Source organism: Haemophilus sp. HMSC71H05, assembly GCF_001838635.1.
Classification (GTDB): Bacteria; Pseudomonadota; Gammaproteobacteria; order Enterobacterales; family Pasteurellaceae; genus Haemophilus_D; species Haemophilus_D parainfluenzae_R.
On the sequence record NZ_KV838033.1, the window covers coordinates 76,850 to 101,110 of the forward strand.

Sequence of the window (24,261 nt, forward strand, 5' to 3'; positions counted from 1 at the left end):
TCAGTCCTTATATAATACATCTACAATTTCTGTAGTCGGGTTAAAACCTGTAGGCGCATTTAGCAATGTTTGACGAATAGCAATATAATTGGCATCTTTGCAAGAATTCTCTAATTCAGACAACACTTCAGATAATTGTTCAAATGGTAAATAAACCTCCTCAGCTGTCATAATACGGGGATGGGTTGTTTTACGAACATTATCTCCGCCAATTAACAATTCTTCATACAGCTTCTCTCCTGGACGCAACCCTGTATAAGTAATTTCAATATCACCTTTCGGGTTGTTTTCATCCTTAACTGAAAGCCCTGATAATTGAATTAAGTTTTTAGCTAAATCCACTATTTTAACTGGCTCTCCCATATCTAAAATGAAAACATCACCACCCTTTGCCATTGCTCCAGCCTGAATAACAAGCTGAGCTGCTTCAGGAATAGTCATAAAATAGCGAATAATATCAGGATGTGTAATAGTAATAGGACCACCTTTTAGAATTTGCTTTCTAAACAATGGAATAACTGACCCTGATGACCCCAATACATTACCAAAACGAACCATGCTGAAACAAGTTTGGTAGTCTTTCAATTGATCTGATAATGCCTGCAAGCAGAGTTCAGCCATACGCTTGCTCGCCCCCATTACATTTGTTGGGCGAACAGCCTTATCTGTTGAAATAAGAACAAAAGACTTAACCCCATGTTCTGCCGCACATCTTGCAACATTATATGTACCAAATACATTATTTTGCACACCTTCAATCATATTATACTCAACCAAAGGAACATGCTTATATGCTGCAGCATGATAAATAGTATCAATACTAAAATGAGATAAAACACGATCTAATCGTTCAATATCTTGCACATTTCCTAAAACAGGATAAATTTTAGTATTTACGACATTATTTTTCTTCGCAATCTCTAATAACTCTTGATGAATGGAATAAAGAGAAAATTCTGAAACTTCAAATAAAATTAAAATATTTGGCTCATTTAAAATAATTTGACGACATAATTCAGAGCCAATTGAACCACCTGCTCCTGTTACCATTACGGCCTTATGAAGAATATTCTTTTGCAATAAATCTTTATTTGGCAATACTGGTTCACGCCCCAATAAATCTTCAATATTAACTTCTCGCAATTCATCAATTTTTGCATTTCCTTGCAAGATTTCTTCCATATCCGGAATGGTCTGAACCTTAATTTTAAGAGGAATTAAGCTATCAATAATCGCCTTACGCTTACTACGTGATGCACTAGGAATTGCAAGTAAAATAACTTTAACATTATATTTTTGAACAAGCCTTGAAATATCATTTGGCGAAAATATTTTATTCCCCAAAAGATAAGTACCATGTAATTTCACATTATCATCAATAAAGCCTCTGATACGATAACGATAAGCATGTTTAAGTAGCACTGCCAACTGCCGCCCATTGGTTCCCGCACCATAAATCAAGACAGATTCATTATCTTTATCTAAAATTAAACTAACATAATAGCGAATCAACATCCTTGCACTACCACATAGCAAGAATACATAAGAAAAATAAATAATAGGAACAGTTCGAGGTATATCTGAACCAATAAAAAAAGAAAAGAAAATAAGGCTAACAGCTGAAACAAAAGCCCCTCCAGCCACCATTGCTAAAGCCTTAAAAGAAATGTAACGCAGTACTGCTCGATACAGCCCTAATTTGATAAAAGTAAAAAGAGTTATAAGTATTGTACATAGTAACGTCATCCAGATTTCAGTGTTATCAAAAGCTACAATCCCACCCAATCTAGTCCAATACGCAAGGAAAAAGGAGGAAACAAGCAAGATAATATCAATAAAAAGACTTATAACTCTTTTCGTTGATCTTGACATTCCGAATATAAACGAATACATCATAGTAACATCCTTAAAAGGCAACCTAAATAATTATCTATCGTACAATTTTCAATACTGTTAACAATATAATCTTAAAATATTCAAATAAATTTTTATTATTAATATATTTCATATTATATTTAATCTTCTCAGGCATGATCTCTTCAATATAAGTCTTTTCAGGATCATTAGACTTCCCTAAAATTTCATTTTCATCCATATACTCAATAGAAGCATAATCAGTAATCCCCGGCTTTACAGAAAGTACTTTTTGTTGTTCATCAGTATAAAGTTCAACATATTTTCTTACTTCTGGACGAGGACCAACTAAACTCATATCGCCAAGCAGTACATTAATCAGTTGCGGTAACTCGTCAAGTTTATATTTACGAATAAAATAACCTGAACGGGTAATTCTAGGATCTCGACCTCCTACAGTGATTAACCCCTTTTTATCAGCATCAACTACCATCGAGCGAAACTTAAACAGACCAAAATCGATACCATTCTGTCCAACTCGAACTTGCTTATAAAAGACGGGACCTTTTGAATCAATCTTAATCCAAATGGCTAATACAATGAAAATAGGGGCTAGAACAACTAGCCCAACTAAACTTAGAATAAAATCAAAAAAACGAATCACTTTACTTAACCTTATTATAGGCATTCACAACAGTTTCAATTACAAATTTAACTTGCTCATCTGTTAATTGAGGATAAATAGGAAGAGAAATCTCACATTTATAGTTATTATATGCTTGCGGATAATCCTCAATCTTATAACCTAGATTCTTAAATAAAGTGAGCATTGGCATTGGGATAAAGTGAACATTTACAGCTACTTCACTCTTAGCAATTTCATCAATCATTGCATCTCGTTGTGCTTCAGTAAAATCTTTAATACGTAAAGCATATAAGTGATATGAAGTTTCTTTTTCACCTTGTTTTGATGGTGGTAAAATTGCCCAATCATATTTTTTAAATGCTTCGCCATAAGTATCAAAAACACGTTTACGTTCTTTCAATAAATCTTCATAGATACGAATTTGTGCTAAGCCGATAGCAGCATTCACATCTGCCATATTAATTTTCATACCTAGACCAGTAATATCGTATCGCCAACCACCAGCTTTACTCTTAGAGAAAGCATCTTTAGTTTGACAGTTTAATGCCATTTGGCGAAGCTCACCATAGAGTTTAGCATTATCAAAAGGTGCTGGTAAGTTAATACAAATTGCACCACCTTCAGCCGTTGTAACATTTTTTACAGCATGCAATGAGAAAATAGCAATGTCCGTTTCACTTCCTGTTCTCATGCCCTTTTTGTACCAAGCACCTAAAGAGTGTGCAGCATCATTTAATACTAAAATACGGCCAAGTTTTTCTTGATTTTCGCTTTCAGCCTTAAAGAGCGGTCGAATTTCTGATGATTTCACTAAATCCATAATTTCATCATAATCGCAAGGGAACCCCGCAATATCAACAGGCATAATAGCTTTCGTTCTTCGTGTAATTGCTTTTTTAATCGCATCCAAAGAAATATTAAAATCTTCTGAAGTATCCACCATTACTGGTTTTGCCCCTGCATGTAACACCGCTAAAGCTGTTGCACTATAAGTGTAAGCAGGTACAATCACCTCATCACCTTCTTTTACGCCGAACCAGCGAAGCATCATAATCGCTGCAGAAGTCCAAGAGTTTACACAAAGCACTTCTTTGGCCCCGGAGAATTGCTTAATTTCTTCTTCTAAAGCTTTAACTTTAGGTCCTGTGGTAATCCAGCCTGAACGTAAAGAATCTACAACTTCATTGATTACATCTTCATTAACATATGGAGGAGAAAATGGAATTTTCATGTTTTTATCCTTTCTATCTAAATAATTTATATAATAATTTTTTCACAAAACTTGGCGAAATAGACATCAAAAAATAAGCAATTGCGTAGATATCTGCTTTAATACCATAATTTAAATCTCTATTTATATGAAATAGGCGGAATTTTAGTAGCCCAATTGTTTTTTTCCAATTTGCTCTACGCTTATAAAAATCGGAACTACGTCTGAATTTCAGTCCAATATAGTCTATATTAGCTAACTTACAGTTATTTAGAAAACCTTGATACCATAATAATGTATCTTCGGCCATTACTAAACTTGAAAGATATTTTGCTCCTTTTTCAAAAAATCGTCTTCTAAACATAGTTGTAGGGTGAGCTATAGGATCTCTCTTAGAGAAGAACCTCCGGAGCTCATCATGTGTTTGAGGATAAATAACTGAATTCTTAATTATCTCATTTTTTTCATTTATTTCCTCCAAAAAACACCCCACTGCATCAATATCAGTGTTTTTTTCAAGAAATTTAATTTGTTTTTCAAAACGTTCCGGTGTAGAAATATCATCAGTATCCATCACTGCAATATAATCACCTTTGCATTTTTCCAACCCTATACTTTTAGCACCACCAGTTCCAAGATTTTTTTCTAAAGAAATAATATCCAAAACCTCACCAAGTTTCACTTTCCAATTCTTTATGGCATCATATAACTCTGTCGTTAAAGGGCCATCTTCAACCAATACAACTTGATCAGGTTTCACCGTTTGATGTTCCCAAATACTATCCATTGCTTGATCAAAATATTCTGGTTTTTCTTTATGATAAATTGACATTAACACTGATAACATTATTTATGTCCTATAATTCAAAAGAGGCTTTTTCTGGAAATCTTTTATCAAAGAATATGAGAGTTTCATCTCGAATCTGCACATATTCATTATCGGACAAGCTTGGAGAATCATTAAAACAAACAAACTTTGGATTTAATTTTTCACAATCTTGAATCGCCTTATGAAGATCTTCTAGTGTCAAAATATTGGTTTCAACCCCATCATCATACTTATAGGGGTAAAAATCTCCTTTAGCTAAACGCCAATAACGATATAAATACTGTGTTAAATCCGTATTATGTCTGAATTTATTACTGGAACAGCATTGCATCTCATCAAAACAATATTTTTTCACTTCTTGTAAGGTACTATTCACATAAGGAATCGGATGATGCCAGTGTTCAAACCAAAAATATTTCCTATAAACATTCTTCAATAGAAAATTACTCATTTTATTTAAAGTTGAGTAACTTTTATGGTAAAGAACTTTGCTATCTAACGTTGACGGATTAAAGAATTTATTAATAAGCAAAATATTATTATTTAAAGAATTAACCCATGAATCCAGCCCTTTAAGCATTCCAAATAATTTATTACGAGCTAGCCACCCATGACATAAAAAATCAACAGGTTTACCATCAACAAAGAAACGCTCTACATCCGTTTTAGAAAAAATAATAGTATCATCATTTAAGTAAACAAAATGCTCTGAAAGTCCTTTAATATTTGGCAAGCTCATCTCAATAGAACTTGAGTTAAATACCGGTAGATGCTCTTTATTATCATAAATATCGCTATGCTTAACTAATTCAATCTTAGGTGAATTAATATCCAACCATTCTGGATGATGTCCACAAGTAATTAAATAAATTTTATTATACCAAGGACAATTTTTTTCAATAGAACGAAGTACATACTTTAATGTGCCTGAATCACGAAATCTCGCACTCGAATTTGCATCTGATAAGGACTGATTCTCAGCATATTGTTGTCGAGATTTTTGCCATTCAGGATCTTGGTTATCCACCCACGGTAAAACGAAGTCAATTTTCATTACTGCTCTCCTGAATTTCTAATAATATATTGATATGGTTCTATATGATTGTCGTACTTAAATATAAATGGAGTATAAAGTAAGTCTCCCCAAGAGCGGCCAAATATATCCCTGTATTTATATATGCTACCTAAGTCCATAGTAATAAGAGAAAATGAAAATACAAATATAAACACCCTCTTCAAATTTGAAATTTTTCCATTAATTAACTCTATTAAAAGAAAATAGATAAATAGAATAACAAAAAACCAATTAAATCTATCTAACAGTGTTCTCGACACCGAGATTGTAGTAATAAAAATAAAAAGAACAAATAAATATCTAGACAATATCTCATTCTTAAAATTTCTAAATAGGATAAAATACAATCCTGCAACATACAGAGGAAAAGTTTTTATATACTTTTCAAATATCAATGACTTAATGTTTTGAGTCAGATAATATCCAGCTCCCCAAACGCCATCTTCATCAAAGTATGATGGAAAATAAAGACCATACTCCCTTAAATAAGGCTCCAGCTTATTTATAGCAAAATAAAAAATTACATCCGTCGCACCCAAAACAAACAAGAAGTAGCAAACAACATAAATTCCTTTTGAAAAAGTACTAATTCGAATAAAATGAGATACTAAAAATATAAGCAATGCAATAAATGCAGAAAAATGAATGCCTATTGCCAACAAAGATAACAGTATTAATGAAAAATATTTTTTAGTATATATATAGCTAATTAGAGCATAAGAAAATATGGAGAATGAAAATATGTTTCTTAGGCCACTAGAAGCATCCATAAACCTTATTTCATTGATAATAAGGAAAAAGCCCAGCAATACTATATATTTATAGCTTACATATAGAGACTGGCTAGAAGCAAACTCCCGATCAATAATAATCTTAAATGTGATAAGATAGAAATAATAACTAATAAAAGTAACAGATAAAGGAACAAATTCCTTACTTAATCCAATATTTATTATTGCCCAAGCATATACATTAAAAATATAATCAACTAATCGCCCCTCTAAAAACAGCTCATCAAAACTAATAGAGGAAAACAATTCAAACTTCTCATAGTGCCTTACAATATCCATCGTATCATAAGGAATCATTGTATACGCCAGCATCCCCATAAATAAAGAGATCATAAAGTATCCAAATTTTTCATTCTTTATCACATATTGAAAAGCTAAAGGAAGAAAATAAATTGGATAGAATAAGCTGCCGATAAAAATGATTAGTTTATTTCCACTCATCATAAATAATTAATTATACCAACATCATCAGATAATACTTTTACACTTTGCTGATTTCCTTTTGTTATGCTCCAATTACTGTCTTTAATCATATAGCTCTCCCCATATCGCCCGATTAAGTGTTCTTCGACTGGATATGGTGCTGATAAAACCGCGCCTTTAAATTCAATATCTTGAATACCTTTAATTGGCAAAGTGATTTCTCTCGGAACTAAGCCTCCCAACTTGTTAATCGTACCAATACGACTCACTCCAGGAAGAGGTATAAAATCATGATAGTAGGCCTTATCAGAATCAATTTTTGTATAATAAAAAATATCTACGTTTATACCATTTAAACTATATGTTTCTTCCAATCCATATACTTCAGCATTTCTATATATAGTGATATCTCTTATTTTTCTAAAACCAGCCTCTTCTAGGCTCTTCTGCAATAAGGGTGTTCTATCAAGCATCCACATCCCTACATCAATATCTAAATCATGTTGAATAAAATCTTTTTCCCTTACCGCACCTAATAAAGTGCCAAAATCTAGCCAATAAGGAATAGATAAGCCTCGAAAAACGGAATCTAGCGCAAGCAATGTATCCTTACTATGTTTCCTAAAATTCCTATTTTCTTTATAATAAATTACCCTACCAATAGAATTCACATATAAGAAAACAACCGTTTTTTTAATTATAGGAAATTTATCGAGGAAAAATTTAATTTTATTAATCATAAATTCTCCAGCATATTAAAATGCTTTTTTTACCGTCTTAATGATGTTCAATGCTGCATGAAGAGATGCTTCTAACTGCTCACACTCTTGGCTACTAATTTTTGATAATTCTTTTTTGATATCAGTTGTTGATACACTCTCTGTTCTTTCTAAATAGATGACTTCACAAATATCAGATAATTCATCAAACTTCCCTTTCCAATCATCACCTATTCCGAATATGCTAGCCCCATACTTAATTATATCACTTCTCTTTTGTTCCCAATTATTCTCTGGAAAAACATCATCTACATATTTACAAGATAACAATATCTCCTTTCTTTCTTCATAAGAAAAGAATGATTTTTTGCCTTTCATCGCATTAAATTCATCACTAGAAATCCCTACTATTAATGAGTCACCCAATGCCCTTAATCTCTTAAGTAATCGTACATGTCCAACATGAAATAAATCAAATGTTCCATAAGTAATAACTATTTTTTTCATTATCTATATCCTTTTCTAGAAAAATATATAAGCAATCCTACTCTCAAGGTTAGTATTATACTTTCTGTAATAAGAACCAATGTTAATAAGTTAATTGTTGTTATACTATTCTCATAAAATAGAATACCTATTCCGCAAAGATGGAAAAAAGAGCCAATCACAACACTATAATTAGCGAACTCTACTTTCTTTATCGCTGCAAATCCAGGGTACCCTAAAGAGATAGAAAGAAACGTTATACACATTAACAATAAAAACAGATCTAATATATGTGATGCCGAAGCAAATTCTGACCCAAATATAATCTCCATAATTTCTGAAGAGAAAAAACTTACTGCATAACAGCAAAAACAAAATGGAATAAAAATACTAGAAACAATTTTTACAAGTAATTTAACATTCCCTGTTTTTGCCATGTTTGGATATAAAGCCTGAGATAACACGCCCGATACTCTACTTCCTGCAAAGTATAATTTTTCAGCCGCGCCATATAAGCCTGCTGCAGTACTCCCCTGAAAATGACCTAATATTAAAGTATTAGCAGATGTATATAACGATACCACTATTCTTGATAAGAAGAAACCTAAGCTTTTTTTTAACTCTGAAATTAATGGCCCAATTGAAACTTTACCGAAAGAGAAATTCTCTTTATATATACATCGTATATGTGTAACACTAACCACGACCTGACTTATAAGAAAACAAACCAAAGCAGAATTAACACTTTGAAAAATTGGCATAATAATTAGTAAAAGTATTAGATAACCTGACTTAGACAATACTGTAGCTAGCGTTATATACTTCATTTTCTCAACACCTTGAAAAAACCAAATATATTGGCAAGATTGAGAAACAATGATTAAAGATATAATTAAATATGTATAAGCATTAATCGATGAATAAATTGAAATCTGAGTATAGATATATAAAAAAGAGCATAAAATAACGACAATAGACAAAAAAGACTTTATGAAAAATACATTTGATAATAAAGAGTCTATATACGATTTATCTTTAATGTTTTTTGATACAGAATAGGTTGCAGATAAATCAAAACCAAAATCTGTAAACATGTTAGCAATTCCACAAATAGACAGCAGAATTAGTAAAACACCAAAGTCCGACAAACCTAATGCATTAGACATAATAGGCCAAGAAAGCAATGGGAAAACATAATTAACCACTTGCAACAATGCTAAAAAGAAAATATTACCTAAAATAACTTTTCTATCATTACTTTTCATTTTCATTTAAGTTGAAATAGTGTCTAAACAGTATAACAATACTTGATAAAAATATACCTAAACAGAATGCAATTGATAAAATCATTAATTTGTTTGGTTTATCTCTCATAACTGGATAGTCAGGTGAACTCAAATAATAATAACTTTTTACCTCTCCAATATTATCTAAGCGAGGTTCTAATTCTGTTAATTTTGCTAACTGTCTTTCCGTACTATAATAATTCACTGGATAAACAATTTCCGTATTCTTTGCGATATCCAATTGCGCTTGTAAATATTTCTCTCCCAACATAAATAGGTAGGTCCCATCAGCTAATTTAGAGTCAGAGATATTTAAACGTCCCTCACCTAACATATATTCAGGAACCGATAAACTATTTGTATTTGCTTTAGAAAAGTCTGTAATTCCTGCTTTCTTCGCGATATTTAAAGCCTTAGTTAAATTCTCTACTTGAACCTTTTTAGCCTCAGTTAAGCTTTCTTCAATTTGTAATTTAGTAAACTTTAAAGCATCTAAGCGTAAATTAAACCCGAGCTTAAATTCTTTATTAGTTTGATTTAAGACATATTTATTCACAAAATTAATATAATCAATCAATACTGATTGAGCTAATTTAGGCGTTTCAGCTGAAAAAGTAAGCTTTAATCCAATTTTATCTAATTCAGTCAAATCCTTCTTCTTTGGATCAACTTCATGAACTACGAGATAGTTTGAAATTGCAGTCTCAATGTAATTATCTCTTTGTTCATCTGTCATTTCTTTAGTGTAATCTTTAACTAAAGTCGATTGTGACAAAAACTCTCTTTTTAAATCACTTGATAAAAGAAAATGTTTAAATTGTTCATAAAGAGAATTTGATAATTTACCAGTTGAAAATTCACTATCACCCACAATACGAGCATATTCTGCACGCACGGGCAAAAGACTTCCTAAATCAGTTGAGCGGGGAGCAGCAACAATAGCTGTAGATGTCCATTGCTCTTTAGCTGTAAAGGCATAGCCTGCTGCGATGATAGTAAAAACGAAAGCAGACAAAATAATCCATAGTTTTTTCTTCCATAAGGTTCTTATTAATTCAATTAAGTCAACCTCATCAGTTTCATTTATTTTTTGCGAATAAACATTAGCCATCATCAATTCCTTTAAGTACTTCGACATGTTATAGACTACCCCATTCTACCTAAATTCCCCTACTCTAACAAGGGAACTAGTCTCTACTCCATTTTATACTTCATTTATGTTAATAATAAAATACATTTATTTAATAAAATAAAAAGGTATCATCAAAATTTGATAATACCTTTTATAAATAGAATCAGTTAATTATACGCGCACTAGGCATAATACATCTCAAACTCAACAGGATGTGGTGTCATATTTAAACGCTCTACTTCTTTACGTTTAATATTAATAAATGCTTCGATAAAGTCTTTCGTAAACACACCACCTTGCGTTAAGAATTCATAGTCTTTTTCTAATGAATTCAATGCTTCTTCTAGCGAGCTCGCGACTGCTGGAATATCTTTTAATTCTTCCGGTGGAAGATCGTAAAGATTTTTATCCATTGCATCACCTGGGTGAATTTTGTTCACTACGCCATCAAGGCCCGCCATTAATAATGCAGCAAATGCAAGATATGGGTTTGCCATTGGATCTGGGAAACGCGCTTCAATACGGATTGCTTTCGGGCTAGTTACTGCCGGAATACGAATTGAAGCTGAACGGTTACTTGCAGAGTAAGCCAACAATACTGGTGCTTCAAAACCAGGCACTAAACGTTTGTATGAGTTAGTACTTGGATTAGTGAATGCATTTAATGCTTTTGCATGCTTAATGATACCGCCGATATAATAAAGTGCGGTTTCAGAAAGGCCTGCATATTTATCACCTTGGAAAATGTTTTTGCCATCTTTGCTTAATGACATATTACAGTGCATACCTGAACCATTATCACCCGTAATTGGTTTCGGCATAAAGCAAGCGGTTTTACCATGTTCTAATGCAACGTTTTGCACCACATATTTATAGATTTGTGTTTCATCTGCTTTTAAGGTTAAGCTGTTGAATTTCGTTGCAATTTCGTTTTGGCCCGCGGTTGCCACTTCATGGTGATGAGCTTCGATGACTAAGCCCATTTCTTCTAAAATTAAACACATTTCAGAACGAATATCATGAGCTGTATCAATTGGTGCCACCGCACAATAACCACCTTTCTTCAATGGACGATAAGCATTGTTACCGCCTTCATATTTTTTATTGGTGTTCCAAGCGGCTTCAATGTCATCAATGGCGAAAGAAGCACGGTTCATTGATACATCAAAACGCACATCATCAAATAAGAAGAACTCAGGTTCTGGACCAAAGAATGCCTGATCTGCAACGCCTGTTGAACGCATATAGTTTTCTGCGCGAATAGCGATTGAACGCGGATCACGATCATAGCTTTGCATGGTTGTTGGCTCATAAACGCTACAACGAATTGAAAGTGTTGGGATCTGCGCAAATGGATCGACTACTGCAGTTTCAGCAATTGGCATTAAAAGCATATCGGCTTTGTTAATGGTTTTCCAACCTTCAACAGAAGAGCCATCGAACATTTTGCCATCTTCAAACATATCTTCATCGACAAGGCTAACCGGGATAGAAACACCGTGTTCTTTACCTTTAATGTCAGTGAAACGAAGTAGTGCGAATTTAATATCGTTCTCTTCGATCAGTTTGAATACGTTGGCAATTGCATTTGCATTTGGCATAAGGAGTCCTCTATTTTGCTATGTGTATAATCTTTAATAAAATTAAAGGAGCATTATAACGCAATCGCTTGCTTTTTTCATAAGATTTATTTTATGCCCTAGCATAGCAGAGCAGCGAAATATCGTGTATAATTTTTGCCCTTTCGAGATTCTCGTAGAGTGGGTTTACTCACTAATTCAAACTACTTGGACTATTCGGTGGCATAAAAATTCCACCCTACAAAACTTAAACATTAAGAACGTAATAAATGAAAAACGACATTGATATTAATAAATTGCGCAATATCGCAATTATCGCTCACGTTGACCATGGTAAAACCACCCTCGTTGACAAACTCCTTCAACAATCTGGTACATTTGAATCAACTCGTGGTGATGTTGATGAACGCGTAATGGACTCAAACGATCTTGAAAAAGAACGTGGTATTACCATTCTTGCAAAAAATACTGCAATTAACTGGAATGGTTATCGCATTAACATCGTAGATACCCCAGGACACGCCGACTTCGGTGGTGAAGTAGAACGTGTGCTTTCTATGGTGGATTCTGTACTTTTAGTCGTAGATGCTTTTGACGGCCCAATGCCACAAACGCGTTTCGTAACCCAAAAAGCCTTTGCTCACGGTTTAAAACCAATCGTAGTTATCAACAAAGTTGACCGCCCAGGCGCTCGTCCTGACTGGGTGGTGGATCAAGTTTTTGATTTATTCGTTAACCTTGGTGCAACCGATGAGCAATTAGACTTCCCTATTATCTATGCATCTGCATTAAATGGTGTCGCAGGTCTTGAACACGAAGAATTAGCGGAAGACATGACCCCATTATTTGAAGCGATCGTTCAACACGTTGAACCGCCAAAAGTGGAACTTGATGCCCCATTCCAAATGCAAATCTCACAATTAGACTATAACAGCTATGTGGGTGTTATCGGTATCGGTCGTATCAAACGTGGTGCAATCAAACCAAATCAACCTGTGACTATCATTGATGGCGAAGGTAAAACTCGTCAAGGCCGTGTAGGTCAAGTGTTAGGTCACCTTGGTTTACAACGTTATGAAGAAGATGTTGCTTACGCAGGTGATATCATCGCGATTACCGGTTTAGGTGAATTAAATATCTCGGATACTATTTGTGATATCAACGCCGTTGAAGCCTTACCTTCATTAACCGTTGATGAACCAACTGTCACCATGTTCTTCTGTGTAAATACTTCTCCTTTTGCGGGGCAAGAAGGTAAATATGTGACTTCTCGTCAAATTCTTGAACGTTTAAACAAAGAATTAGTTCACAACGTGGCATTACGCGTAGAAGAAACACCAAACCCAGATGAATTCCGTGTTTCTGGCCGTGGTGAATTACACCTTTCTGTATTAATTGAAAATATGCGTCGTGAAGGTTATGAGCTTGCGGTTTCTCGCCCTAAAGTAATCTATCGCGAAATCAACGGTAAAAAACAAGAGCCTTATGAGCAAGTAACTATCGATGTGGAAGAACAGCACCAAGGTTCTGTTATGGAAGCATTAGGTATCCGTAAAGGTGAAGTTCGTGACATGATGCCAGATGGCAAAGGTCGTGTACGTTTAGAATACATCATCCCTAGCCGTGGCTTAATCGGTTTCCGTGGTGAATTCATGACCATGACGTCAGGTACAGGTTTACTTTACTCCAGTTTCGATCACTACGATGACATCAAACCAGGTGAAATCGGTCAACGTAAAAACGGTGTATTAATTTCTAACGCGACAGGTAAAGCATTAGCTTATGCGCTATTTGGTTTACAAGAGCGTGGTAAATTAATGATCGAAGCTAACGTAGAGGTTTACGAAGGTCAAATCATCGGTATTCACAGCCGCACAAACGACTTAACGGTAAACTGTTTGCAAGGTAAAAAACTCACCAATATGCGTGCATCAGGTAAAGATGATGCCATCGTATTAACCACACCGGTAAAATTTACACTTGAACAAGCTATCGAGTTTATCGATGATGACGAGTTAGTGGAAGTGACACCAGAGTCGATCCGTATCCGTAAAAAACTCTTAACGGAAAACGATCGTAAACGTGCAAACCGTACGACAACCAGTACAAGCACACATTAATCAAAAACGTGCGGAAATTTGACCGCACTTTTAAACAAACAAAAGGCGAACATGATGTTCGCCTTTTTATTTCATGATTAAAACTAGCCTAATCTGACTTTCTCGCCACCGAATTCATCGAGTAAGTTTTCGGTCAGTTTAGATAAAATACCCGTCATTAATACAAAATCAGCATCAAAGCGTTGCGCATAATCTTCTTTTAAAATATCCGCATTTTTCTCACGCACCGCATCAGCAAATTTTAAGCGTTTGAGCGTGCAATCTTCATTAAATACAAAAGTCAGCGTATCTTCCCATTCTAATGCGAGCTTGCTCACCACTTTTTTGCCATCTTGTAAAAGCGCGAGAATCTCTTCATTTTCTAAAGGCTGTTTTTTGCAACGGATCACGCTGTCTTCTTGGCTTCCACGCAATTCAGCCTCTTCTAACGCCACCAACCAATGCGGGATTTTTTCCTGCACAATCCAATCCGTTAAAATGGTCGAAGATTCATTCGCAAAAGCCAACGGCACAACGGGTAACGAACCAAGTGATTTACGCAATAATGCTAAGGCATCTTCTGCACGTTTACTGGATGCCGCATCGACATGAACAAGGTTATTCTCCGTATCAATCCACACAGATGTTTGCTGGTTTTTAGTGAATGCACGCGGCAGTAGATTCATCACCACATCATCTTTTAACGTTTGTTTTTCTGTTTTCTTCAATTTACGATTTTCTTTTTGCTCAAGGCTTTCAATGCGTTCATCTAATTCACGTTTCACCACATTCGCCGGCAACATTTTTTCTTCTTTTTTTGCAACTAACAAAATGTGTTTACCCACTGAAAAATGTAATAATTCGCTGTCTTTCAAGGGACTCGCCCAACCGAATTTGCTTTGATCTTGTGAGCCACAAGGATGAAATTCACAATCTGACAACTGGCGTTGCAATTCATTAAGATCCCAATCTAAGGGCTTAGTCAGCCTATATGACATTAAATTTTTAAACCAAAAATTAACTTTATAACTCATAACATTTCACCATGTACAATTTTATTATTAAATCAATAATTTACTTATTTCAAAACACCATTTATAATTCATAGTATATCATCATATTTCAATTTTTTAGTAACCATAATGGTAACTTATCATAATCAAGCTAGATTTCTTGGTTACTAAAAAACATATTAATACCTATTTTTATATACATAAACAGATGTCTTATGGCTAAAAAAGTAAAACCACTTGTTGACACTGAAATCAAGAAAGCAAAAGCATCAAACAAACCATATACATTGACTGATGGTTATGGACTATTTCTAATCATTTCACCAACAGGTTCAAAATCTTGGAGATTTAATTACTATCGACCTCTAACAAAGAAACGAGCAAAAATTTCTTTAGGACTATATCCAGCAATTACACTATCAAAAGCAAGGGAATTGAGAGAACAATATCGTCAATTACTAGCTAATAAGATTGATCCGCAAGAATACATAAAACAGCATGAATTACTGCAATTACAACGACAAAACAATACATTTTTTGCCATATCAACTCAATGGAAACAAAAAAAAGTTTCTGAAATCAAGTCTGTAACACTTAAAAGCCGATGGAGAACGCTAGAAAAATATGCATTTCCATATTTAGGCGATAATCCTATTGCTGAAATTACACCACAACAGTTACATGATACAGCTATACCATTATTTGAACGAGGAGTTTCTCACACTGGGAAGCTTGTTATTGCATTAGTTAATGAAATCATGAATTTTGCTGTTAACAAAGGTATTATTGAGTTTAATAAATGCATCAATGTATCAAAGGCTTTTAATGTAAACAGAACAACACATCATCCAACTATTAGACCTGAAAAACTACCTGAATTCATGTCTGCGTTACGTCATTCACATATTGACCTTATGGTGAAATATCTTATTGAATTCTCTCTTTTGACTATCACCCGTCCAAGTGAAGCTGCAAATGCACAATGGAATGAAATTGATTTTGAGAAATCGCTATGGAATATCCCTGCTGAACGCATGAAAATGAAAAAAGCTTTCACCATTCCATTATCACCACAAGTGCTTAAAATACTTAATAAGCTAAAAAACATTTCAGGCCGTAGTCGTTTTATTTTTCAAAGCCAACGTTATCCTGAAAGACCATTACATTCAAGCTCTGCTAATGCAGCAATTAAACGCGTTGGTTATAAAGATCAATTAACATCACATGGGCTACGTTCTATCGCAAGTACCTATCTTAGCGAGACATTTACCGAAATGAATCTGGAAATTCTTGAAGCTTGCCTTTCTCATCAAAGCAAAAATCAAGTTCGTAATGCCTACAATCGCTCAACCTATCTTGAACAACGAAAACCATTAATGAATGCTTGGGGAGATTTTGTTGAAGAATGTATGAAAAAAAGTATCTAAAAATAAAGGGAATCAATACAGATTCCCTTTATTTACCTAACCTTTCTTCAATAACTCTACCATTTCTCTCAGTAGCTTTATTTCATTATCTTTTTGCTCTACTAGCTTGTTCAACAAACCTTCTTTTTCTTCCAATAATTGCTGACAATGTGATAACGATAATTTTAGCTTTTCAATCTCAATCAATAGAGATTTCTCATTGTCTCCCTGAAATGACGAACCAAAATGAGAATTCTCATTGAATTGAACGAAGACATTTCGCTCACCAGAATTAATCAATTCAACAATATCTATATCTAAAATTTGTGCAATTTGCTCTAGCTTATCCAGATGTAATTTCGTTTCACCACGTTCAATTTTTGCATAGCCATTCAACGACATACTCATTTTTTCAGCCATTTCTTCTTGTGACCAATGCTTTGTTTCACGTAGTTTTCTGATCTTTTCATGTACATTCATGCTCAACACCTACAATTTGGTTAAATTACACACTAATACTAGTCAACAATATACACTGTTCGTTACTACACATCAAATATTCGACAATATATTATCATCTCGTTTCACACATTCTGTGTGCTTATAAACCTAATGAAATCAATTACTAGTAGGAAACTAACATGAAAGCTCTTTCAATCGTAGCATTAATTTTTGCTGCTATTTCTATCTTTATTCCAGTAATCGGCTTGTACATTGCAATTCTTTGTAGTTTACTTGCTTTAATATCCTTTTATTCCCAGCCTACATTATCAGGAATAACAATTGGTATTAATATTTTAAGCACTATTTTCTTATCTCCTAGTTTAGCATTACAAGCTGGCATGGCTGAGGGAAATGCTTCAGGTGGAGGTTCTCAAATTCTTGGGTTTTACATAGGAATTCATGTAATATGTCTAGTTGCTGGATTCTTATTAATTATTTTGAGAAAAATATTCTCTAAGAAAAAAGCTATAACAAAATAATATATTATACTTATTAGGATAAAATATGATTAAAACTGTTTTCTCAATTCTTGTTTTAATGACCAACATTGCATATGCGGGAATCCGTACTATTGAATCCCCACCTGAACAAGGTGGCTCAATACCAATGAAATGTGGTGATTATATTTATTTTGGAGAGAAACGTTCTCCATATGATGTATGTATGATCACAGGGCTTTTAAAAACATATGAAAAAGGTCAATGTATTACTCATGATGAATACAAACTTTTAAACAAAGCATGTAGCACTAAACCCGACAATGTTCCACAAGCCTACAAAATGAGAGATTCATCTTACTATGTTGAATACTCACCGGAAACTGATGGTTTTGTACCAATGAGTAGTGAAAACTAAAATCGTCATAAAGAGCTCAAAAATGAGCTCTTTTTTCATTTTATGTATTACCTATAGGTTTTATCATTCTAATCAACTAAATGCATCTAGACATCATTTAGAATTATTCTGGCTTACATTAAATACCTATATACATTTATCAAGTACAGTGAACTTAAAATGATAAAAAAATTTCCAAATTTTAAACCGCATTCTGACACGGAAACTGAAGAATTAATTAGCTTACTATTTAGAAAACTCGACATTGATGAACTAATCTTTCTACTACGTGTTTTACAACGTGATATCCGTGCAAAATATACACTCACAAAAATAATAAAAAAAAATATCAATTTAAAGTTAGATTCATAAATTCCTGTGTTAAGCTCCTAAAAAGTATGTACGAAATAGGAGATAATTATGAAAATACAAGATAACGTCGGCTATTACTTCACAATTCAAGATCTTCAAGATCGTTTACGTGTAAGTCGTTCAACTATTCTACGATTAATTGAATCGAAAAAATTAACATCTATCAAATTTGGACGACAAGTTCGTATTCCTGAATCTTAGATTCTAAGTTACCTTGAAACTTGTAAAGTATAAAAAAATAAGCCACCAAAAACATGGTGGCTTTTATTTACTATCTTTTATATCGTTTAAAACACATCTTAGCACTGCCTTCTGATATTGATAAACAGGTTGCTATTTCTCGCCATTTCAGACCTTGTGTTCTTAACTATACTATTTTCTCATATTTACTTTTTAAGTCATTTTTTGATTTCACCCATCCGAATTCTTCTGCCCAACGATTCAATGAACTTATACTAATACTAAATTGTTCTGCTATTTGCTTTAACGACATATTAGGTTTATTAGCTCCAAATTGATTAAACAACTCTTTCTTGATAATTTGTTGCTTTTCCCATCGTTTTCGAGAACGATTTGACTGAATTTGTTGAAACGATGATTCAGAAAATCTTTCCCAGATCCAACGAGATGAGCTTCTAGCAATTCCTTTTAACTCCCTGTATGGTAATGGTGGATTATGATTCTGATTTAATAACTCTAATGAAGATAATAAATACTGATTAAATTGTTCTAATTGTTTACCTGAACATTTAAACTTCAGAATCTCACGATAACCAATTTTTTTGATCTGATTAAATAAAGAACAATTCCGACCTTCAATATCTTCATTATCATTTAGATAAAATACAGGTTTATTTGATAAATCAACAAAATCAGCTAAATAATCCAGAGTATATTTAGGTACATTAAATACAAATGTTCTCCAAAAATTTGAGTTTGGATTTTTAGTGAATACACCAACATAGTGTTGATCTGCTCCTAACTTATCAATATAAGCCCGTTGTATCTTTTTAAAATAACTTATTGGCTTAAATCGAGCATTCTTTGTGTTACAAATAGGTACTTCTAACGCATAGATATAATGACATCGACCGTTTAATCTATTTTGTACGACTATATTGGGACTTGGAAGTCCTAACAATTCCCAATCCATTGCAGAATTTTCCCGATCTAGATCTAACACCATAAATTTAATAAACAGATCATTAAACTGAATATACTTATGAGTTAATGCAACATCTTTAGGGTATAACTGCACCCCATTATCAAAATTATCTGTCTATTTTATCCGTTCAGCTAAGCTTTGATTAAAATCATCTAATGTATATGCTGATTCCATATTTACCTCGTGATATATGATTGAAATTATGTGGTAGACATATCTAGCTAATATGTCTTAACTGAGATTAATACAAAAAAAGCATTTTTTAACTTAATCTGATTGTTTTTTAGACACTTGAAACATAAAAAAGAATCGAATGCCTAAATCTTAAGCAAAAAATATAGATTCGTAACAAAATATCATCCCATATCAGATATTAATAATTTAGAAGTAATATAAAATGAAATAATATCTAATTAAATCAGATCGCAACAACTTGATGGTAAAAACATTGTTTAAGACATATTACAAATTGAATAGATAAAAATTAGAGATTTTTTGGATACATCGGATACTTTTTGATGTATTGTATATACTAGAGGTAATATTACATATAATTAGTGAACAAGTAATAAATAGCTACAGTGTACACGCCTAAAAATAGTAACCAATTTGGTAACCAATTATCAAAACATGAAAGAAGATTGATTATATTTGCAATGGTTCAAGACAATCTATTTAATTTTTAAACCACATCGTAACACTTCCTTCATAATAGGGTAAAATACGCGACATTGTAGCCCATAAACTCACGGGAAAAAATGATGCAACAGAAATTAATTGCCTTCATCGGTGGTGGCAATATGGCACAAGCGATTGTGTTAGGCCTATTAAAACAAGGTTATCCAGCCGACAAAATTATTGTTAATGATCCTAATGAAGAGAAACGTGCCTTTTTTGCTCAATATGGCATCGCCGTTTCGACAGACAACGAGCAATCCATCATACAATCTCAAGTTGTGTTATTTGCAGTAAAACCACAAGTACTAGCCGATGTTTGCAAGCCATTAAGTGCGGTTGATTTCTCTGATAAATTAATTATTTCTATTGCTGCGGGTATTTCTACAGCCCGATTAGCCGAACTCCTTCCAACAGCAAAATCTATTGTTCGCGTGATGCCAAACACACCTGCATTAGTGGGAGAAGGCATGGCAGGCTTATTTGCTGATAAAAACACACCTGAAATTGACCGCACTTTTGCGGAAGATTTACTTTCTGCGGTAGGGAAAACCACTTGGGTGACAAATGAAGAGCAAATGCATGCAGTCACCGCTGCGTCTGGCAGTAGCCCGGCTTACTTCTTCCAATTTTTAGAAGCCATGCAACAAGGCTTAATAGAAATAGGATTAGATGAAAACCAATCGCGAGAGTTGGTACAACAAGCTATGTTAGGCTCGGCTAAGCTGGTGATTGAAAATCCTCAAACAGCCCTTTCGACTTTACGAGAAAATGTCACCTCAAAAGGCGGTACCACCGCAGCCGCGTTGAATGTGTTCAATCAACACCAATTTAACGACATCATTAAACAAGCGATGCAGGCCTGTGTGGCACGCTCACAAGAAATGGAAAAATTATTCTAATGCAAGTTCGTCCTTTTACTTGGCTCGCTTTGAGCTTTTTTGGCTACTATTGTGCCTATGGTGTGTTTCTTCCGCTTTTCCCTGCATGGTTGAAAACGCAATCTTATAGCGAAGAAAGCATCGGCTTATTGCTCGCCTGTGCCTACATTTTCCGTTTCAGCGGCGGTATTTTATTTTCTGGCTTAATCAAACGTGTTTCCCTCTTAGTAAATGGCTTACGTTATTTAGGCGTGGCCAGTGCTATTACAATGGCCTTAATTGGACTGATGTCGCACAATTTCTGGCTCTTGTTTATTGGACTTGCTTTATATTCCATGGTGAATGCGGCAGGTATGCCGATTGGCGATAGCCTCGCCAGCACGTGGCAACAGCAAATTCATTTAGATTACGGTAAAGCGCGATTAATTGGCTCCTTTGCATTCGTTGTCGGTGTGATGGTATTCGGATATTTCGTTGGGCTCGTGGGTGAGCAATATATTACTTGGATGATCACGGGCATACTCGTTTTTTACTGTATTGTGCAATTACTTCATCCGAACCCAATGCCGCAGGATGAACCCCAAAGTGCGGTCGAAAATTCCGTTGGATTTCTAGACTTACTGAAAAATAAAACAACTTTTCGCTTGTTTATTGCGATTGCACTGATTCAAGGATCGCACGCAGCTTATTACTCATATAGCACCATTTTTTGGACAAATCATGGCCACTCCGTTTCTGATGCAGGTTTATTTTGGGGTATCAGTGTATTAGCTGAAATCGTGGTCTTTTTCTTCTCCACTCGATTATTCAAAAACTGGACCATTACAGCCCTTTTCTATCTCACAGGCATCGCGGCTATCGTGCGTTGGCTCGCTTTCGGTTATGCCGATACCTTTGTTGAGATTGTCTTACTGCAATGTTTTCACAGTCTTACTTATGTCGTCGGCCATTACGCGACCGTGCGTTATATCACCACTCAACCACAAACCCATATTGCGAAATTACAAGGCTTATACAATGCTTTAGCGGGATCTGCCGCCATTGCGATTTTCACTGCGCTTTCTGGCGTACTTTATCCAATTTCGCCAGTTTATGCCTTTAGCTTAATGGCCGCCTTTGCCTTCGTTGGCTTATTTATCACCCCGCGTGGTGTGAAAGCCTTTTTGGTACATAGAGTGTAAACATGAATAACCTTACGCTAGTCGATTTATTCTTGAATGAATATTGGATTGAAAAAGGATTGTCTGAAAATACCGTGCAGTCTTATCGTCTCGATTTGACTGCACTTTGTGATTGGTTGGATAAACAAAATTTATCCCTCGAAACTCTCGAACCCTTAGATCTGCAACAATTTTTAGGCAGCCGTTTAGAGCAAGGTTACAAAGCTACCAGTACTGCACGAATGCTAAGTGCGATGCGGAAATTATTCCAATATTTGTATCGTGAAAAGTATCGTACGGATGACCCAAGTGCCGTACTGAGCTCACCTAAATTGCCAAGCCGCTTACCTAAATATTTAACCGAGCAACAAGTCACGGATTTATTAAATACGCCTGATGTCGAAATTCCGCTCGAGTTACGCGACAAGGCTATGTTGGAGTTACTATACGCAACTGGATTACGTGTCACAGAATTGGTCACGCTCACTATTGAAAATATGAATCTGCAACAAGGCGTGGTACGTGTAATTGGTAAAGGCAACAAGGAACGTATTGTACCAATGGGGGAAGAAGCCGCGTTTTGGGTGCGACAATTTGTGCTTTACGGTCGCCCTATTTTGCTCAATGGACAAAGTTCTGATGTGGTCTTTCCCAGTCAACGAGCTCAGCAAATGACTCGCCAAACCTTTTGGCATCGTATAAAGCATTATGCCGTGTTAGCGGGAATCGATACGGATGCCCTTTCACCACATGTTCTCCGTCATGCCTTTGCGACGCATTTAGTGAACCACGGTGCGGATCTCCGTGTTGTGCAAATGCTTCTCGGACACAGCGATCTCTCCACCACACAAATCTATACTCACGTAGCTAAAGAACGCTTGAAACACCTTCATGAAAGATTTCATCCGAGGGGATAAAATAAAAAAAGTGCGGCCAAATTTATCGTTATTTTTGACCGCACTTTAGTATGAAAAGCTTATTTCAATGACAACAATCTCGCCACATTTTGAGCTGTTGAGATTAAATTCTGCTCGCCCTGTTTGAGAATTGTCGGTAAATCGCCCAGATTACGAATAATTGGGAACACCACATCAATGCCATGTTCATGCACCACGTCATAATCCTCACGCAAACAACCTACAATCGCGATAACAGGCTTATTAAATTGTTTTGCTGTGCGTGCCACACCGATTGGGGTCTTACCTAAGATACTTTGCGCATCCATACGGCCTTCACCAGTAATCACTAAATCAGCCTCTTTAACTTGATCAGCGAGTTTCAAATTATCCAAAACAATCTGCACGCCTGCTTTGAGTTGTACATTGGGTAAAAGCAATAAACCACCGCCCATACCACCTGCCGCACCCGCACCTGGTTGATCTTGAATCTTTTTACCACAATCCCGCTTGGCAATTTCGGCGAAGTGGGCTAACGCAGCATCGAGTTCTTTTACCATCTCAGGCGTCGCACCTTTTTGTGGACCAAAAATCGCAGAGGCACCTCGTTCACCACAAAGTGGATTATTCACATCACAAGCCACTTCGATTTGTACGTGTTGCAATCGAGGATCTAAATCAACCAGTTGAATTTCAGCAAGATTAGATAATGCTGCACCACCAAAGCCAATGGATTGCCCATTTTTATCCAATAAACGTAAGCCTAATGCTTGCAGCATACCCGCACCACCGTCATTTGTGGCACTCCCACCAATTCCTAAAATGATATGTTGTACGCCAAGATCTAGGGCTTGCTTAATCAGCTCACCCGTGCCAAAACTGGTGGTTTGACAAGGATTGCGTTCATCCATCGGGACAAGATGCAATCCCGATGCTGCAGCCATTTCAATAATCGCCGTTTTACCATCGCCCGATAAACCGAAAAAGCTTTTTACTTGGTTGCCTAACGGTGCAGTGACTTCTGCCTCAATTAAGCGCCCCCGAGTGGCATCTACCAAAGATTGTACGGTTCCCTCTCCCCCATCTGCCATTGGTAATTTCACATATTCAGCGTTTGGGAAAATACGTTTAAAGCCCCTTTCAATCGCATTAGCCACTTCAAGTGCGGTTAAACTTTCTTTAAATGAATCAGGCGCAATGACAATTTTCATATTTTCTCCTTAAA

Annotated in this window: 23 protein-coding genes; 8 read left to right on the top strand and 15 right to left on the bottom strand. The window is 35.0% G+C overall.

Annotated features, from left to right (window positions below; translation table 11 throughout):
- From HMPREF3279_RS05400 to glnA, 11 genes are all read right to left on the bottom strand, one after another.
- Positions 1 to 1,896 carry a nucleoside-diphosphate sugar epimerase/dehydratase gene (locus tag HMPREF3279_RS05400; RefSeq protein WP_070868306.1) on the bottom strand — a complete coding sequence of 632 codons (1,896 nt, stop codon included), beginning with the start codon at positions 1,894 to 1,896 and terminating at the stop codon, positions 1 to 3.
- A 34-nt stretch (positions 1,897 to 1,930) separates the two neighbouring features.
- A complete protein-coding gene (locus HMPREF3279_RS05405; protein WP_070868353.1) occupies positions 1,931 to 2,518 on the bottom strand; it encodes a sugar transferase in 588 nt (195 codons plus the stop codon).
- A 1-nt stretch (position 2,519) separates the two neighbouring features.
- Positions 2,520 to 3,731: a DegT/DnrJ/EryC1/StrS family aminotransferase gene (locus HMPREF3279_RS05410; protein ID WP_070868307.1), complete on the bottom strand. Its 1,212-nt coding sequence runs from the start codon at positions 3,729 to 3,731 to the stop codon at positions 2,520 to 2,522.
- Between the two features lie 13 nt (positions 3,732 to 3,744).
- The gene (locus HMPREF3279_RS05415; RefSeq protein WP_257283380.1) at positions 3,745 to 4,557 is read right to left on the bottom strand and encodes a glycosyltransferase; all 813 of its coding nucleotides are present in this window, start codon (positions 4,555 to 4,557) and stop codon (positions 3,745 to 3,747) included.
- 10 nt (positions 4,558 to 4,567) lie between these two features.
- Entirely contained in the window at positions 4,568 to 5,593 is a 1,026-nt protein-coding gene (locus HMPREF3279_RS05420) for a stealth family protein (protein ID WP_070868309.1), read from the bottom strand.
- Positions 5,593 to 6,738 (bottom strand): EpsG family protein, encoded by a 1,146-nt coding sequence (locus HMPREF3279_RS05425; protein ID WP_180365028.1) that lies wholly within the window; start codon positions 6,736 to 6,738, stop codon positions 5,593 to 5,595. Before HMPREF3279_RS05425 ends, HMPREF3279_RS05420 begins: the two co-directional genes overlap by 1 nt.
- A 107-nt stretch (positions 6,739 to 6,845) precedes the next feature.
- Positions 6,846 to 7,568, bottom strand: coding sequence for a LicD family protein (locus HMPREF3279_RS05430; protein WP_070868311.1), 723 nt, complete (start codon positions 7,566 to 7,568; stop codon positions 6,846 to 6,848).
- Positions 7,569 to 7,583: 15 nt separating this feature from the next.
- The gene (gene tagD / locus HMPREF3279_RS05435) at positions 7,584 to 8,054 is read right to left on the bottom strand and encodes a glycerol-3-phosphate cytidylyltransferase (protein WP_070868312.1); all 471 of its coding nucleotides are present in this window, start codon (positions 8,052 to 8,054) and stop codon (positions 7,584 to 7,586) included.
- Positions 8,054 to 9,298, bottom strand: a complete 1,245-nt coding sequence (locus tag HMPREF3279_RS05440; RefSeq protein ID WP_180365029.1) for an oligosaccharide flippase family protein — start codon at positions 9,296 to 9,298, stop codon at positions 8,054 to 8,056. Before HMPREF3279_RS05440 ends, tagD begins: the two co-directional genes overlap by 1 nt.
- Positions 9,288 to 10,430: an LPS O-antigen chain length determinant protein WzzB gene (locus tag HMPREF3279_RS10025; RefSeq protein WP_083327174.1), complete on the bottom strand. Its 1,143-nt coding sequence runs from the start codon at positions 10,428 to 10,430 to the stop codon at positions 9,288 to 9,290. Before HMPREF3279_RS10025 ends, HMPREF3279_RS05440 begins: the two co-directional genes overlap by 11 nt.
- Before the next feature lie 203 nt (positions 10,431 to 10,633).
- Positions 10,634 to 12,052, bottom strand: coding sequence for a glutamate--ammonia ligase (gene glnA, locus HMPREF3279_RS05450; RefSeq protein ID WP_070868313.1), 1,419 nt, complete (start codon positions 12,050 to 12,052; stop codon positions 10,634 to 10,636).
- A 248-nt stretch (positions 12,053 to 12,300) separates the two neighbouring features.
- Between glnA and typA the strand changes: the two genes are divergently transcribed.
- Positions 12,301 to 14,151 carry a translational GTPase TypA gene (gene typA / locus HMPREF3279_RS05455; RefSeq protein ID WP_049364789.1) on the top strand — a complete coding sequence of 617 codons (1,851 nt, stop codon included), beginning with the start codon at positions 12,301 to 12,303 and terminating at the stop codon, positions 14,149 to 14,151.
- A gap of 83 nt (positions 14,152 to 14,234) precedes the next feature.
- On the opposite strand, the gene rdgC is transcribed toward typA, so the two are convergent.
- The gene (gene rdgC / locus HMPREF3279_RS05460; protein ID WP_070868314.1) at positions 14,235 to 15,164 is read right to left on the bottom strand and encodes a recombination-associated protein RdgC; all 930 of its coding nucleotides are present in this window, start codon (positions 15,162 to 15,164) and stop codon (positions 14,235 to 14,237) included.
- Positions 15,165 to 15,358: 194 nt separating this feature from the next.
- On the opposite strand from rdgC, the gene HMPREF3279_RS05465 reads away from it, so the two are divergent.
- On the top strand, positions 15,359 to 16,570 hold the full coding sequence (locus HMPREF3279_RS05465; RefSeq protein WP_070868315.1) for a tyrosine-type recombinase/integrase: 1,212 nt from the start codon (positions 15,359 to 15,361) through the stop codon (positions 16,568 to 16,570).
- A gap of 36 nt (positions 16,571 to 16,606) precedes the next feature.
- Here HMPREF3279_RS05465 and HMPREF3279_RS05470 read toward each other — a convergent pair whose 3' ends face one another.
- The gene (locus tag HMPREF3279_RS05470; RefSeq protein ID WP_044364853.1) at positions 16,607 to 17,029 is read right to left on the bottom strand and encodes a helix-turn-helix domain-containing protein; all 423 of its coding nucleotides are present in this window, start codon (positions 17,027 to 17,029) and stop codon (positions 16,607 to 16,609) included.
- A gap of 161 nt (positions 17,030 to 17,190) precedes the next feature.
- Between HMPREF3279_RS05470 and HMPREF3279_RS05475 the strand changes: the two genes are divergently transcribed.
- The 3 genes from HMPREF3279_RS05475 (at position 17,191) to HMPREF3279_RS10030 (ending at position 18,460) form a co-directional block, all read left to right on the top strand.
- Complete coding sequence (locus HMPREF3279_RS05475) at positions 17,191 to 17,532, top strand: hypothetical protein (protein WP_070868316.1); 342 nt, start codon at positions 17,191 to 17,193, stop codon at positions 17,530 to 17,532.
- A 25-nt stretch (positions 17,533 to 17,557) separates the two neighbouring features.
- Positions 17,558 to 17,908 carry a hypothetical protein gene (locus HMPREF3279_RS05480; RefSeq protein WP_070868317.1) on the top strand — a complete coding sequence of 117 codons (351 nt, stop codon included), beginning with the start codon at positions 17,558 to 17,560 and terminating at the stop codon, positions 17,906 to 17,908.
- A gap of 399 nt (positions 17,909 to 18,307) precedes the next feature.
- Positions 18,308 to 18,460 (top strand): helix-turn-helix domain-containing protein, encoded by a 153-nt coding sequence (locus HMPREF3279_RS10030; RefSeq protein ID WP_005649008.1) that lies wholly within the window; start codon positions 18,308 to 18,310, stop codon positions 18,458 to 18,460.
- A 166-nt stretch (positions 18,461 to 18,626) separates the two neighbouring features.
- Here HMPREF3279_RS10030 and HMPREF3279_RS05490 read toward each other — a convergent pair whose 3' ends face one another.
- A complete protein-coding gene (locus HMPREF3279_RS05490) occupies positions 18,627 to 19,517 on the bottom strand; it encodes a replication initiation protein (RefSeq protein ID WP_070868319.1) in 891 nt (296 codons plus the stop codon).
- Between the two features lie 668 nt (positions 19,518 to 20,185).
- Here HMPREF3279_RS05490 and proC point away from each other — a divergent pair.
- The 3 genes from proC to xerD are packed head-to-tail and all read left to right on the top strand — an operon-like array spanning position 20,186 to position 23,057.
- Positions 20,186 to 21,001, top strand: coding sequence for a pyrroline-5-carboxylate reductase (gene proC, locus HMPREF3279_RS05495; protein WP_070868320.1), 816 nt, complete (start codon positions 20,186 to 20,188; stop codon positions 20,999 to 21,001).
- Positions 21,001 to 22,161, top strand: a complete 1,161-nt coding sequence (locus tag HMPREF3279_RS05500) for a 3-phenylpropionate MFS transporter (protein ID WP_070868321.1) — start codon at positions 21,001 to 21,003, stop codon at positions 22,159 to 22,161. Before proC ends, HMPREF3279_RS05500 begins: the two co-directional genes overlap by 1 nt.
- A 2-nt stretch (positions 22,162 to 22,163) precedes the next feature.
- Positions 22,164 to 23,057: a site-specific tyrosine recombinase XerD gene (gene xerD / locus HMPREF3279_RS05505; RefSeq protein ID WP_005698164.1), complete on the top strand. Its 894-nt coding sequence runs from the start codon at positions 22,164 to 22,166 to the stop codon at positions 23,055 to 23,057.
- Positions 23,058 to 23,116: 59 nt separating this feature from the next.
- Here the strand turns inward: xerD and HMPREF3279_RS05510 are convergent, their stop codons facing one another.
- Positions 23,117 to 24,247 carry a glycerate kinase gene (locus tag HMPREF3279_RS05510; RefSeq protein WP_070868322.1) on the bottom strand — a complete coding sequence of 377 codons (1,131 nt, stop codon included), beginning with the start codon at positions 24,245 to 24,247 and terminating at the stop codon, positions 23,117 to 23,119.
- Positions 24,248 to 24,261 lie beyond the last annotated feature (14 nt).